At 67.7% G+C, this 13,822-nt stretch carries 12 protein-coding genes; all 12 read left to right on the plus strand.

From position 1 onward, the window contains the following. Positions 1–35: 35 nt before the first annotated feature. The 12 genes from RHA1_RS30885 (at position 36) to hpf (ending at position 13,770) form a co-directional block, all read left to right on the plus strand. Positions 36–1,115, plus strand: a complete 1,080-nt coding sequence (locus RHA1_RS30885; RefSeq protein ID WP_009479522.1) for a hypothetical protein — start codon at positions 36–38, stop codon at positions 1,113–1,115. Then, positions 1,115–2,347, plus strand: coding sequence for a mannose-6-phosphate isomerase, class I (gene manA, locus RHA1_RS30890; protein WP_009479523.1), 1,233 nt, complete (start codon positions 1,115–1,117; stop codon positions 2,345–2,347). Before RHA1_RS30885 ends, manA begins: the two co-directional genes overlap by 1 nt. A gap of 78 nt (positions 2,348–2,425) precedes the next feature. Further along, the gene (locus RHA1_RS30895) at positions 2,426–3,352 is read left to right on the plus strand and encodes a cation diffusion facilitator family transporter (protein ID WP_011598259.1); all 927 of its coding nucleotides are present in this window, start codon (positions 2,426–2,428) and stop codon (positions 3,350–3,352) included. Positions 3,353–3,380: 28 nt separating this feature from the next. Continuing rightward, positions 3,381–4,889 (plus strand): amino acid permease, encoded by a 1,509-nt coding sequence (locus RHA1_RS30900; RefSeq protein WP_009479525.1) that lies wholly within the window; start codon positions 3,381–3,383, stop codon positions 4,887–4,889. A gap of 84 nt (positions 4,890–4,973) precedes the next feature. Beyond that, a complete protein-coding gene (locus RHA1_RS30905; protein WP_016883174.1) occupies positions 4,974–5,594 on the plus strand; it encodes a TetR/AcrR family transcriptional regulator in 621 nt (206 codons plus the stop codon). A 90-nt stretch (positions 5,595–5,684) separates the two neighbouring features. Beyond that, positions 5,685–7,169: an adenosylhomocysteinase gene (ahcY, locus tag RHA1_RS30910; protein WP_011598261.1), complete on the plus strand. Its 1,485-nt coding sequence runs from the start codon at positions 5,685–5,687 to the stop codon at positions 7,167–7,169. Positions 7,170–7,225: 56 nt separating this feature from the next. Continuing rightward, entirely contained in the window at positions 7,226–7,909 is a 684-nt protein-coding gene (locus RHA1_RS30915; RefSeq protein WP_011598262.1) for a dTMP kinase, read from the plus strand. Positions 7,910–7,954: 45 nt separating this feature from the next. Continuing rightward, positions 7,955–8,632 carry an MtrAB system response regulator MtrA gene (gene mtrA / locus RHA1_RS30920; RefSeq protein ID WP_005240059.1) on the plus strand — a complete coding sequence of 226 codons (678 nt, stop codon included), beginning with the start codon at positions 7,955–7,957 and terminating at the stop codon, positions 8,630–8,632. Then, a complete protein-coding gene (gene mtrB / locus RHA1_RS30925; RefSeq protein ID WP_011598263.1) occupies positions 8,629–10,401 on the plus strand; it encodes an MtrAB system histidine kinase MtrB in 1,773 nt (590 codons plus the stop codon). The genes mtrA and mtrB overlap by 4 nt, the downstream gene beginning before the upstream one ends. Next, complete coding sequence (lpqB, locus tag RHA1_RS30930; protein ID WP_009479530.1) at positions 10,398–12,191, plus strand: MtrAB system accessory lipoprotein LpqB; 1,794 nt, start codon at positions 10,398–10,400, stop codon at positions 12,189–12,191. The genes mtrB and lpqB overlap by 4 nt, the downstream gene beginning before the upstream one ends. Before the next feature lie 31 nt (positions 12,192–12,222). Further along, positions 12,223–12,921 (plus strand): ComF family protein, encoded by a 699-nt coding sequence (locus tag RHA1_RS30935; RefSeq protein ID WP_009479531.1) that lies wholly within the window; start codon positions 12,223–12,225, stop codon positions 12,919–12,921. Positions 12,922–13,092: 171 nt separating this feature from the next. Further along, positions 13,093–13,770 carry a ribosome hibernation-promoting factor, HPF/YfiA family gene (gene hpf / locus RHA1_RS30940; protein WP_009479532.1) on the plus strand — a complete coding sequence of 226 codons (678 nt, stop codon included), beginning with the start codon at positions 13,093–13,095 and terminating at the stop codon, positions 13,768–13,770. Positions 13,771–13,822: the final 52 nt, after the last annotated feature.

The following is a 13,822-nucleotide window of genomic DNA, read 5'->3' on the forward strand; positions in this document are numbered from 1 at the left end:
TGGCTTGCACTGACGAAGAAAGGGGGTGCGGTGTCATGACAGCGCCGACGCCCCTGTTCGATCTGGACGACGGGGACGCACTGGTCGCGGCGGACACCGAGGGCGTGTTGCGGTCCGCCGCCATGGGGGGTGCCCAGATCCGGGCCACCCGGTCCGCGGTCGAGGAGGGGGCTCTCGAACGACTGCAGGGGCTGCGTCCGCGCAGCGTGGTGGTGGTGACCGGCGCGGGGCGTGCCAGCCGCGGGGCGGCGATCCTGACGGCGGTCCTCGCCGAACGGATCGGTTTCCCGCTGGTGCGCGCCACCCGGACCCCCGTGTGGGTGGGCCCGCTCGACGTGGTGGTGGTGGCCGGCGACGACGCAGGCGACCCCCGGCTCGTGCAGGCCATCGACGCGGCGGTGCGCCGCGGCGCCGAAGTGGTGGTGGCGGCGCCGGACGAAGGGCCGTTGCAGGCCGCGGCGGCCGGACGGGTCGTCATGTTCGCGCCGCGGGTCCGGGCACTCACCCGGCACGGTCTGCTGCGGTACTTCGCCGTACTGCTGGCCGTCCTTCGGGTGGTCGGTTCGGAACGCTGGGGCGACGAGGTTCCCGACCTCGAGCAGATCGCCGACGCCGTCGACGGTGAGGCGCTGCGTGACAGGCCGAACAGCGAGGTGTTCCACAATCCCGCGAAATCGTTGGCCTCCCGCATGCAGGGACGCCGCATCGTGCTCACGGGTGACACGGAGAGCACGGTGGAACTGGCCCGGCACGGCGCCGAGGCGCTGCTGCACGCGGGTCGTGTGGCGACCGCGTCGGAACTTCCGGACGTTCTGAGCGCGGCGGGCACGTTCCGTGTCGACCAGGCGCTCTCCGCGCACGACTCGATATTCCACGATCCCGAGTTGGACGGTCCGCCCTCGGCCAGCCCGGTGCGCACGTTCGTGTTGTCGGCCGACGCCGATCGTATGCTCGTCGAACGCAGGATCGCCGCCCTGGGCGACGTCGACCTCGTCGTCGCATCCTCGGACGAGGGCCAGGTTCCATCGCAGCGTCCCGAGCTGGAACAGGCGGCGGTTCTCGTCGGCAGGCTCGACATGACTGCCGCGTATCTCCAGTTGATCGGCGGTATCTAGTGCACCGACTCGAAGGTGCGCTCCGGTCCTACGCGTGGGGATCGCGCACAGCCATCGCACAGCTGCGTGGACTTCCGGTTCCCACCGCGCATCCGGAGGCGGAACTGTGGTTGGGCGCGCACCCGGGTGATCCCGCCCGCGTCCTCACCGAGGAGGGGCCCCGGTCCCTTCTGGACCTGGTGCACTCGGAACCCGAACGCCAGCTCGGCAAGCGGAGCGTGGAGACGTTCGGCGATCGCCTCCCGTTCCTGCTGAAGTTGCTCGCGTCGGAGGAACCCCTGTCGTTGCAGGCCCACCCGAGCACCGAGCAGGCGTGGGAGGGGTTCGCCCGGGAGAACGAGGCGGGAATCCCGCTCGAATCCTCGGTGCGCAACTACAAGGACGCCAGCCACAAACCCGAACTCGTCGTGGCCCTCAGCCGGTTCCACGCGCTCGCCGGTTTCCGGGACCCTCAGCGGACGGTCAAGCTGCTCGAGGCGATCGCGGTTCCGGAGCTGCAGCCCTACGTCGGCCTGATTGCCGGACAACCCGACTCGGACGGTCTCCGCGCGCTGTTCACCACGTGGATCACGTTGCCGCAGCCGGTGCTCGGCGCGCTGATGCCGAGGGTGCTCGACGGATGCGTCGCCTATCTGTCGAATACGAAGGACGGCGAGTTCGCAGCGGAGATCCGCACGGCCCTCGAATTGAGTGAGGTGTACCCGGGAGACGCGGGGGTGCTGGCCGCGCTCCTCCTGAACCGGGTCACCCTCGAACCGGGGCAGGGCCTGTACCTCGACGCGGGCAACCTCCACGCCTACCTGCACGGAATGGCCGTGGAGATCATGGCCAACTCCGACAACGTGCTGCGCGGGGGACTCACACCCAAGCACGTGGACGTTCCGGAGTTGCTGCGCGTCCTCGACTTCGACACCGTCGACATTCCGATACTGGAGGCGCAAGAGCGCCCGGGCAGTGGCGAATTCGTGTACTCCACGCCGGCGCCGGAATTCGTTCTCGCGCGGATCGATCTGTCACCGGACGGCCCTACGGAGCACCGGCTCGACTCGGAGGGACCGCATATTCTGCTGTGCACCTCGGGTTCGGTGGAGTTGCGGTGCGGAACCGATGCCCTCGAACTGTCCCAGGGCAACGCCGTCTGGATCGCGGCCGAGGACCCCGAAGTGGTGGTGACCGCGGGCACCGAGTGTGCCCAGTTGTTCAGTGCGAGGGTCGGCCCGCCGATCGCGTAGCCTGTGACCCGCCCTGCGATCCGAGAAGGGCTCCGCGGCCCGTCGTGAGGGTCGTGCGCGACCGAGAGGAGAAGTCAGTTGTCGGCTCATGGGGGAAAGAAGGCGATTCTCGCCGCGCTCGGCGCCAATGCCGGTATCGCGGTAGCCAAGTTCGCCGGCTTCCTGATCACCGGCTCGTCGTCCATGCTGGCGGAATCCGTGCACTCGGTGGCCGATACCTCCAACCAGGGCCTGCTCCTGCTCGGCCAGAAGAAGGCCGAACGCGCCGCAGACGATCTGCACCAGTTCGGGTACGGGCGTAGCCGCTACTTCTACTCGTTCGTCGTCGCGCTCGTGTTGTTCAGCCTCGGTTCGCTGTTCGCGATCTACGAGGGCATCCACAAGATCCAGCACCCCGAGGAACTCACGTCGCCCCTCGTGGCGGTGGTCATCCTGGTGATCGCCATCGGGCTCGAGACGTTCAGCTTCCTCACCGCCGTGCGGGAGTCGCGTCCCCTCAAGGGGACAGCGAGCTGGTGGGGATTCATTCGCACGTCGCGCAGCCCGGAGCTTCCCGTCGTGCTGCTCGAGGACACCGGTGCACTGGTCGGTCTGGTTCTCGCGCTCGGTGGTGTCGGACTGACGATGCTCACCGGGGATCCGGTGTGGGACGGTGTCGGCACCCTCTGCATCGGCGCCCTGCTCGGAATCATCGCGATCATCCTCATCGTCGAGATGCAGAGCCTGCTGATCGGTGAAGGAGCCACCGCCGACGAGGAGTCGCGCATTCTCGCAGCCCTCGTCGACGGCGAGAAGATCGAGCGCGTCATCCATTGCAAGACTCAGTACCTCGGACCCGAGGAAATCCTCGTGGCCGCGAAAGTGGCCGTGGCCGCCGGAGCGGACATCAGCGCGGTCGCCGAAGCCATCGACGAGGCCGAGGCGCGAGTGCGCGGCGCAGTCCCCGCGGCTCGCCGCATCTACATCGAACCCGACCTGTTCCGGGCAACCGAAGGCATAGGCTGAACGGCAACTTTCGATTGAGGAGGCTGATGTGGCCATCCAGGACAAAGGCAGCGGAGAACCGCACCTCGGCGGCAGGCCGACCGGATTGTTCCGCACCAAGTCGATCGAGCAGTCGATCCGAGACACGGACGAACCGGAGACCAAACTCCGCAAGGATCTGACGGCGTGGGACCTGACCGTCTTCGGTGTCGCCGTGGTCATCGGTGCCGGCATCTTCACGCTCACCGCGCGCACGGCAGGCAACGTCGCCGGTCCCTCGGTGTCGGCGGCGTTCGTGATCGCCGCCATCGCGTGCGGGCTCGCCGCGCTCTGCTACGCCGAATTCGCCTCCACCGTTCCGGTCGCGGGCAGTGCGTACACGTTCTCCTACGCGACGTTCGGTGAACTGATCGCGTGGATCATCGGATGGGACCTCATCCTCGAATTCGCGCTCGCCGCGTCGGTCGTGGCCAAGGGCTGGTCGCTCTATCTCGGTGAGGTGATCGGCAACCACACGCCGGTGGCGCAGATCGGCTCGGTCACGTTCGACTGGGGTGCGGTACTCATCGTCGCGATCATCACCGTCGTGCTGGCGACGGGCACCAAGCTGTCGTCGCGGGTCTCCCTCGTGATCACCTCGATCAAGGTGGCCGTGGTGCTCGTGGTGGTGGTCGTCGGCGCGTTCTACATCGACACCGACAACTACTCCCCGTACATTCCCCCGTCCGAGGCGGGCAGCACGGGCGAGGGCATCCACCAGTCCCTGTTCTCCTACGTCACGGGCGCCGGCGGCAGCACGTTCGGCTGGTACGGCCTGCTGGCGGCGGCGAGCCTGGTGTTCTTCGCGTTCATCGGTTTCGACATCGTCGCCACCACCGCCGAGGAGACGAAGGATCCGCAGAAGGCGCTGCCCCGCGGAATTCTGGGATCGCTGCTGATCGTGACGATCCTGTACGTGGCGGTGACGCTGGTGCTCACCGGCATGGTCGACTACCACGAATTGGCCGGGGACAGTTCCAATCTGGCCACCGCGTTCGGCATCCACGGGATCACGTGGGCGAAGAACCTGATCTCGTTCGGTGCGCTCGCGGGCCTCACCACCGTGGTGATGGTGCTGATGCTCGGGCAGACCCGGGTGCTGTTCGCCATGTCCCGCGACGGACTGATGCCGAGGCGGCTCGCGCCGACCGGCAAGCACGGCACACCCGTTCGGATCACCGTGCTCGTCGGTGTCGTGGTGGCGGTGCTCGCGGGGATCTTCCCGATCGGCACCCTCGAGGAGATGGTCAACATCGGAACGCTGTTCGCGTTCGTCCTCGTGTCGGTCGGCGTGATCGTGCTGCGCCGGACGCGACCGGACCTGCCCCGCGGATTTCGTGTCCCACTGGTCCCGTGGGTGCCCGTCCTCGCCGTCCTCGCCTGCCTGTGGTTGATGGTGAATCTGTCCGTCGAGACGTGGATCCGGTTCATCGTGTGGATGGCGCTCGGCGTGATCATCTACTTCGCCTACAGCCGCCGCCACTCGATGATGGAGAGACGAAGCCGCGGCGAGGTCTGACACGCAACGGGATTCGACGTCCGGGTGCCGGAGCGGCAGTACCGGGCGAGTACCCCGGAGGCAGCGGGCACTAGTGTCTTGGCCATGACTTCGTCGCGTGTCCGGGTGCCCTATCAGGAGGCTGCGCGCCTGCTGCTGCGTCAGTCGGTACTCGATGCGATGCGAGATCTCCTGTTCGAGAAGGACTGGTCGGACATCACGATGTCGGATGTCGCGGCCGGCGCCGGGGTGAGCAGGCAGACGCTCTACAACGAGTTCAAGTCCCGGCAGGGGCTGGCGGAGGCGTACGCCCTCCGGCTGGCCGACGAACTGGTCGACGCCGTCGACGAGGCGCTCGTGGCGAATGTCGGGGAAGGTCGTGCCGCGCTGCTCTCCGGGTTCACCGCGTTCTTCGCGGCCAGCCTGTCCGACCCGCTCGTGCAATCACTTCTGCGCGGCGAGACCAAGCCCGATCTGCTGCGTCTGATCACGACCGAGAGCGCGCCGATCATCGAGCGGGCGTCCAGGCGGCTCGCCGACGTCTTCCAGCGGTGCTGGGTGCGGGCGAACCCGTCGGACGCGGGGATTCTCAGCCGCGCCATCGTGCGCCTCGCTATGAGTTACATCTCGATGCCACCCGAATCCGAGGCCAACGTCGCCGAGGATCTGGGAGCTCTTCTGGGGCCTTTCGTGGACGAGGCGGTCGACGGGGCCGATCGGGAGTGACCGCCCCGCGGCGCAGCCTCACGTGAGTGTGACCCTCGGGCCGCAGTACCGATAGCCTTGACCGAAACAGCAGTCAAACAGGAGAGGCAGATGACGACCTCAGTTTCAACCACGCCCGTGGCCGAGAGCCGAAACGGGATCGATTTCAAGGTGGCGGACCTTTCGCTTGCCGAGTTCGGCCGCAAGGAGATCCGGCTCGCCGAGCACGAGATGCCGGGACTGATGGCGCTTCGCCGCGAGTACGCAGAGGTGCTGCCGCTCAAGGGCGCTCGCATTTCCGGTTCGCTGCACATGACCATCCAGACGGCCGTCCTCATCGAGACGCTCACCGCTCTGGGCGCCGAGGTCCGCTGGGCCTCGTGCAACATCTTCTCGACGCAGGATCACGCCGCCGCCGCGATCGTCGTCGGCCCGCACGGCACGCCCGAGGAGCCGCAGGGCACCCCGGTCTTCGCGTGGAAGGGCGAGACGCTCGAGGAGTACTGGTGGGCCGCCGAGAAGATGCTCACCTGGCCGGACGCCGACAAGCCCGCGAACATGATCCTCGACGACGGCGGCGACGCCACGATGCTCGTCCTCAAGGGCGCGCAGTTCGAGAAAGCCGGCGTCGTGCCGCCCACCGACGACGAGCAGGATTCCGACGAGTACAAGGTGTTCCTCGCCCTGTTGCGTCAGTCCCTCGAAGCGGACAAGACCAAGTGGACCAAGGTTGCGCAGTCGGTCCAGGGCGTCACCGAGGAGACCACCACCGGTGTCCTGCGTCTCTACCAGGTCGCGGCCGCCGGTGAGCTCACGTTCCCGGCCATCAACGTCAACGACTCGGTCACCAAGAGCAAGTTCGACAACAAGTACGGCACCCGGCACTCGCTGCTCGACGGCATCAACCGCGGCACCGACGTGCTGATCGGCGGCAAGGCTGCGCTCGTCTGCGGTTACGGCGACGTCGGCAAGGGTTGCGCGGAGGCTCTGCGCGGACAGGGAGCCCGCGTCGCGGTCACCGAGGTCGACCCCATCAACGCCCTCCAGGCGCTGATGGACGGCTTCGAGGTGAAGACGGTCGAGCAGGCCATCGGCTGGGCCGACATCGTCATCACGTCCACGGGCAACAAGGACATCATCACGTTCGAGCACATGAAGCAGATGAAGCACCAGGCCATCCTGGGCAACATCGGCCACTTCGACAACGAGATCGACATGGCCGGCCTCGAGCGTTCCGGCGAGGTCACCCGCATCAACATCAAGCCGCAGGTGGACGAGTTCCGATTCAAGGACGGCCACTCGATCATCGTGCTGTCCGAGGGCCGCCTGCTGAACCTCGGCAACGCCACCGGACACCCCTCGTTCGTGATGAGCAACAGCTTCTCCAACCAGGTGATCGCGCAGATCGAACTGTGGACGAAGCCGGAGGAGTACGACAACGAGGTGTACCGCCTCCCGAAGCACCTCGACGAGAAGGTCGCGAAGATCCACGTCGAAGCGCTCGGTGGCACGCTCAGCAAGCTCACGAAGGAGCAGGCGGAGTACATCGGCGTCGACGTCGAGGGCCCGTTCAAGCCCGAGCACTACCGCTACTAGAGGCCGCGGCGTCCCCCGGCCCGTCGCGTGCGGGCCGGGGGATAGCCTTCTTCCTCGTGGGAAAACTGATTGCGCTGGAAGGCCTGGACGGCGCCGGCAAGCGAACACTCGTCGGCGCAGTGGTGGGACGCCTCACCGAACAGGGCCTGACGGTCGGCACCCTCGACTTTCCGCGGTACGGCAGGTCCGTGCACGCGGATCTGGCGTCCGAGGCCCTCAAGGGCGCGCACGGTGACCTCAGCGACTCCGTGTACGCGATGGCCGTGATGTTCGCGCTGGACCGGTCCGGTGCCGTCGGGGAGCTCGCGGAGCTGCTCGCCGAACACGACCTGGTGATCCTCGACCGCTACGTGGCGTCCAACGCCGCTTACGGTGCGGCCCGGTTGCATCAGGGGGCCGACGGGGAGTTCGTCGGCTGGGTGCAGAACCTCGAATTCGAGCGGCTGGGGCTGCCCCGGCCCGACCTGCAGCTGTACCTCGACGTCCCCGTGGCGCTCGCCGCGCAACGCGCCCGCGGCCGCGAATCGGCGGATGCGAGCCGGTCGCTGGACGCCTACGAACGCGACCGTGGACTGCAGGAACGTACCGGCGAGGTGTACCGCGAGCTGGCCGTGAAGGACTGGATTTCGCCGTGGTGGGTGCTCACCCCGGACACCGATCCGATCACGCTCGCCGAAAACCTGGCACTCTTGAGTGACGACACGGCACGCCGTGACGAGAAAGAACACGGCACGCCGTAACGGCGAACGGGCTGTTACGGCCTCCGAAGATGCAACGATAGGGACATGAAGCCAAGGATTCTGGTTGTCGACGACGACACTGCGCTCGCGGAGATGCTCACGATCGTCCTCCGCGGCGAAGGATTCGATCCGTATGTGGTGGGGGACGGGACCCAGGCGCTCACCGCGGTCCGGGAGACACGCCCGGACCTGGTGCTGCTCGACCTGATGCTGCCCGGCATGAACGGCATCGACGTGTGCCGCGTCCTGCGGGCCGATTCCGGTGTCCCCATCGTGATGCTGACCGCCAAGACGGACACCGTCGACGTGGTCCTCGGATTGGAATCCGGCGCGGACGACTACATCATGAAGCCGTTCAAGCCGAAGGAACTGGTGGCGCGGGTCCGGGCACGGCTTCGCCGGACCGAGGACGAGCCGGCCGAGCTGCTCAGCATCGCCGACATCGTCATCGACGTCCCCGCCCACAAGGTGAGCCGGGGCGAAGAACTGATCTCCCTCACCCCCCTCGAGTTCGATCTCCTGGTGGCTCTGGCGCGCAAACCGCGACAGGTGTTCACCCGTGAGGTCCTGCTCGAGCAGGTGTGGGGTTACCGACATGCAGCCGACACCCGACTGGTCAACGTGCACGTTCAGCGTCTGCGGGCCAAGGTCGAGACTGATCCCGAAAATCCCGAAGTGGTTTTGACGGTCAGGGGGGTCGGCTACAAGGCCGGACCGCCGTGACAGGTGTTTCCCGATGGCGGCGTCGTGTCAACCGACGCGTTTCGCCGATCCTTCGGTGGGGTCACTCACTGAGCAATACCCTCGCGCACACGTGGCGTCGTTCGCTGCAGCTGAGGGTTGTCGTCTCGACGTTGACATTGTCGCTCATCGTCATCGTCGTGCTCGGCGTCGTGCTCACGAGCCAGATCACCGACCGTCTGCTCGAAACGAAGATCAACGCGGCGACCGAGGAGATGGACCGTGCCCGCAGCACGGTCGAGGGGCAGCTGGCCGGCGCGGACGACAGTAGCTCGCCCACCACCCAGCTCGACGGTGCCCGGGCCGCGCTGACGAACCGGGAGCCCGACGCCGGTCAGGCGTCGGGGTCGGCGGGAACGTTCGATCCCGTGCTGATCGTGCCTGGTGACGGCCCCCGCGCCCCGACGTCCAGCGGTCCGGCGGACCAGATCCCGGAATCGCTGCGGGCGTTCGTCCAGGCCGGTCAGGTGGCATACCAGTTCGCCACCGTGAACGATCCCGAAGGCTATTCGGGGCCGGCGTTGATCGTCGGGAGCCCGACCGCGTCCGCGATCTCCACGCTCGAGCTGTATCTCGTGTTCCCACTGGCCAGTGAGGACCGCAGCCTGTCGCTGGTCCGCGGCACGCTGCTGGTGGGTGGTGCGGTGCTCGCCGTGCTGCTCGCGGCCATCGCGCTCCTCGTCGCCCGGCAGGTGGTTCTGCCCATCCGGTCGGCGTCCCGGATCGCCGTGCGCTTCGCCGACGGCCGGCTGAAGGAACGCATGCCTGTGCGCGGCGAGGACGACATGGCACGGCTGGCGATGTCGTTCAACGAGATGGCCGAGAGCCTGTCCAAACAGATCACCCAGCTCGAGGAGTTCGGAAATCTCCAGAAGAGATTCACCTCCGACGTGAGCCACGAGCTGCGGACCCCGCTGACGACCGTGCGCATGGCGGCCGACCTCATCCACGACGGCAGCGACGACCTCGACCCCGTGCTCCGGCGGTCGTCGGAATTGCTGGTCGCCGAACTCGACCGGTTCGAGGGGTTGCTGGCCGACCTCCTCGAGATCAGCAGGCACGACGCCGGTGTGGCGGAACTGGCCGCCGAGCAACTCGACGTCCGGATGTGTGCGCGTGCGGCGGTCTCGACGGTCCGTCACCTCGCGCGCGAGAGCGGGACCGAACTGATCGTGGACCTGCCCGATCAGGCAGTCATGGCCGAGGTGGACCCGCGTCGCGTGGAACGCATTCTGCGGAACCTCCTCGCGAACGCGATCGATCACGGAGAAGGCAAACCGGTGCTGCTGCGCCTGCGCGCCGACGACAGCGCCGCGGCGTTCATCGTGCGCGACCAGGGCGTGGGACTGCGGCCGGGCGAGGAGAAGCTGGTGTTCAACAGGTTCTGGCGGTCCGACCCGTCGCGCGTGCGACGGTCGGGCGGTACCGGCCTCGGGCTCGCGATCAGTGTGGAGGACGCGAATCTCCACGACGGCAGGCTCGAGGCGTGGGGCGAACCCGGCCAAGGTGCCTGCTTCCGGTTGACGCTGCCGCGGGTGCGGGGCCGCAAGGTCGTGTCGAGCCCGTTGCCGCTGAAGCCGGGAACCGCGAAATACGTTCAAGGGCAGCCTGTCCCGGGCGACACCACGTTGCCGGTGCGTAACGGGAGCCCGGAGACGGCGGCCGACGAGTCCCGCACGATTCCCCAGAAGCGTGAGCGAGCACACGTCGGTGACCGAGACGGTTCGCATCGACCGGAGCAGGACCTGTGACGCCCGGCCGGCGATCTGCCCTGCTGTCGCGGTCGGTGTGCGGGGCGATCGTCCTCGCGGTGCTCGTGACGGTCAGTGGGTGCGCGAGCCTCCCGGACTCCTCCACGCCGCAGGCGATCGGCACGATCAACCGTGACTCACCGGGCTCGAGTGTCGCGGCCCCCGCGCCGGGGCGTGAACCCGACCTGCTGCTGCGCGACTTCTTCAAGGCCAGTACCGACCCGTCCAACCGGCATCTCGCGGCCCGCCAGTTCCTCACCCCCGGTGTGTCCGGCAGGTGGGACGACGCGGCCAGCGCAACCATCGTCGACAAGGTCGACGTCCTCCCGGAGACACGGTCGGCCGACCAGGCAACGTACACGATCCGCGCCAACAAGGTGGGGCAGCTCGAGCCCGGTGGGTTGTACGTGGCGGAGGAGGGCAGCTTCGAGACGAAGATCAGTCTCGAGCTGCAGGGCGGTGAGTGGCGGATCTCCGAGCTCCCCGCGGGCGTGATCCTCGACCGAGCGCAGTTCCTCAACACGTACCAGCGCAAATCGCTGTACTTCCTCGACCCGGCCGGGACGACGGTGGTGCCCGATCCGCGCTGGGTGTCGGGCGCTCAGGATCAGATGGCGTCCCAGCTGATCGGCCTGCTGATCGACGGGCCGAAGGCCGCCCTGGCCCCGGCCGTGCGCAACGAGCTCGGTGACGGCGTGTCCGTGCGGGGCCCGATCACGAAGGCCGACGGCCGCACCGCGCAGGTGGGGGTGGGGCTCGGCGGCATCCGGATCGACTTCGCCGGCGTGCCGCCGATGGACGCGCAGGCGAAACAGCTGTTCGCGGCGCAGGTGATCTGGACGCTGGCCAACGCGGAGATCTCGGGCCCCTATGTGCTGCTCGCCGACGGCGAGCCGTTCGACGAGCGGTTCCCGAACGGGTGGACCACCGCCGACGTCGCGTCGATGAATCCGTTCGCGACGTCGAGTGCCACCGTGGGGTTGCACGCGCTGCGCGAGGGGTCGATGGTGAGCGTCACCGAGACCGGTGTCACTCCGGTGCCCGGGTACTTCGGTTCGGCCCGCAACATGCGTTCGCTCGCACTGTCGCAGGACGGAAAGCTGGTCGCCGCCGTCGCGGACACCGGGCGTCCGGCGCCGGAACCCGCGAGTTCGCTCATGGTCGGCGCGTACGAGGACGGTGCCGCGTCGGTGCTCGAGGGCGGCGCGATCACCCGCCCGACCTGGGCACCCGACAATTCGGCGATCTGGGCAGCGGTCAACGGTAACACCGTCATTCGGGTGTTGCGCGAGCCCGGCACCGGCCGCACGTCGGTGGTCAACGTCGACGCCGGCGCCGTCACCGCGCTGGGTGCAACGATCACCGAGTTGCGGCTGTCCCGTGACGGGGTGCGCGCGGCGCTGATCGTCGACGGCAAGGTCTATCTCGCCATCGTCACCCAGATGCCGGGCGGTGAGTACGCGTTGACGAATCCCCGTGCAGTCGCGATCGGTCTGGGCAGCCCGGCGCTGTCGCTGGACTGGAGCACGAGCGACACGATCGTCGTCGCGCGCGCGGCCTCGGACATCCCGGTGGTCCAGGTGGCCGTCGACGGCTCGCGGATGGACGCGCTGCCGAGCCGCAATCTGACCGCGCCGGTGGTGGCCGTGGACGCGTCGACGACCACGGAGTTCGTCGCCGACTCGCGGGCGGTGTTCCAGTTGAACAACAACGATCCGGCGGGCGACCGGTACTGGCGGGAGGTTCCCGGGTTGACGGGTGTGAAGGCGATCCCGGTCCTGCCGGGCTGAGGCTGTCGGTGCGGTCGCCGATACTGCCCGCATGCGCGCCCTGCCCGGCCTCCGGAGTCTGCTCGACCTGATCCTGCCCGCCGAATGCGGCGGGTGCGGGGTCCCGGGCACGCAGTGGTGTGCCCGCTGCGCCACGGAGTTGGCCGACGATCCCGTGTTGCTCCGGCCCCGCGTGGATCCCGGGGTCGGGGTGTGGGCCCTCGGTCCGTACTCAGGTGCCCGCCGTCGGGCCGTGATCGCCGCGAAGGAACGCGGGCGGCGTGATCTCGCGGCGCCCCTCGGGTCCGCCGTCGCGGGCGCCCTGGGCCGTCTGCAGCAGTGGGGTGAACTCGACCCGCCGGACGTCGCCCCGGTGGTTCTGGTGCCGGCTCCGACGCGTCCCCGGGCCGCCAGGGGACGCGGCGGCGACCCCGTCACCCGGATCGCCGTCGCCGCGGTGGGGGGCAGGCGCGTGTGCCCCGCGCTCGTGATGCGGCGCGCCGTGCGCGATTCGGTCGGACTGAGCGCAGATCAACGTCGAGTAAACCTCGAGGGTGGTGTCCGGTTGACGCGGAGCGGCGAAGGATTCGCGCGACATCTTGCGTCGGAACCGGCTGCACTGCAACGGATATCGGTGGTATTGCTGGACGACGTGTCGACCACCGGGGCGACCGCCACCGAGTCGGTCCGGGTGCTGTCGCGAGTGGGTATCCGAGTGAGCGCGGTGGTCGTCGTGGCGGGTGTCGGATGAAATTCTGCCGAACAGTGGCACTCGCGCGCGTTACGTACTAGCGTCGCGGACACACCCGAAAACACAGGTAGGAGGTGGAACTTCGAACCTGGTGCCGGGCGGACCCCCTTCCGGCATTGCTCAAACTCGCCGCCGCCCATCAAGGGGCGGGGCCGTAATCGGGAGGTACGAGTGACGACCCCTTCGCAAGCCTCGGTTTTCGTCGACGACCGCACAACGGATGCACAAGAGAAGACGGATACCCCCAACGCCGAGATCGTCGTCAAGGGACGCAACGTCGAGGTACCCGACCACTTCCGCGTGTACGTCTCCGAGAAGCTGTCGCGCCTCGAGCGCTTCGATCCCTCCATATTTCTGTTCGATGTCGAACTTCACCACGAACCTAATCGACGCCAGAGAAAGAACTGCCAGCGCGTCGAGATCACTGCCCGAGGCAAGGGGCCGGTAGCCCGAGCCGAGGCATGCGCCGACAGCTTCTATGCAGCATTCGAGTCGGTGACCGCCAAGCTCGAGAGCAGGCTCCGCCGCACCAAGGACCGCAAAAAGGTCCACTACGGGGAAAAGACCCCGGTGTCGGTGGCGGAGGCCACCGCCGCACTCGCCGAGGACGACAGTCTCGGCATCAGTCCCGACATCTCCCTGGACGGTCAGATGCCGGACGAGCACACACCGGGTCATGTCGTGCGTACCAAGGAACACAAGGCCACGCCGATGACCGTCGACGATGCTTTGTACGAGATGGAGCTGGTAGGACACGATTTCTTCCTGTTCCACGACAAGGAGTCGGACAGGGCGACCGTCGTCTACCGGCGGCACGCGTTCGACTACGGATTGATACGTCTGGCGTGATGTACTCCCGTTCCGCCTGACGATCCGAGCGGTCGGTCTACTCGTCCGATCG

Source organism: Rhodococcus jostii RHA1, from assembly GCF_000014565.1.
In the GTDB taxonomy this organism is placed as follows: Bacteria; Actinomycetota; Actinomycetes; order Mycobacteriales; family Mycobacteriaceae; genus Rhodococcus_F; species Rhodococcus_F jostii_A.

Excerpts from the sequence above, each read along its gene's own strand:
- RHA1_RS30885 (WP_009479522.1), top strand. The coding sequence starts at position 36 with ATGACAGCGCCGACGCCCCTGTTCGATCTGGACGACGGGGACGCACTG.
- RHA1_RS30905 (WP_016883174.1), top strand. The coding sequence starts at position 4,974 with ATGACTTCGTCGCGTGTCCGGGTGCCCTATCAGGAGGCTGCGCGCCTG.
- ahcY (WP_011598261.1), top strand. The coding sequence starts at position 5,685 with ATGACGACCTCAGTTTCAACCACGCCCGTGGCCGAGAGCCGAAACGGG.
- mtrA (WP_005240059.1), top strand. The coding sequence starts at position 7,955 with ATGAAGCCAAGGATTCTGGTTGTCGACGACGACACTGCGCTCGCGGAG.
- RHA1_RS30935 (WP_009479531.1), top strand. The coding sequence starts at position 12,223 with ATGCGCGCCCTGCCCGGCCTCCGGAGTCTGCTCGACCTGATCCTGCCC.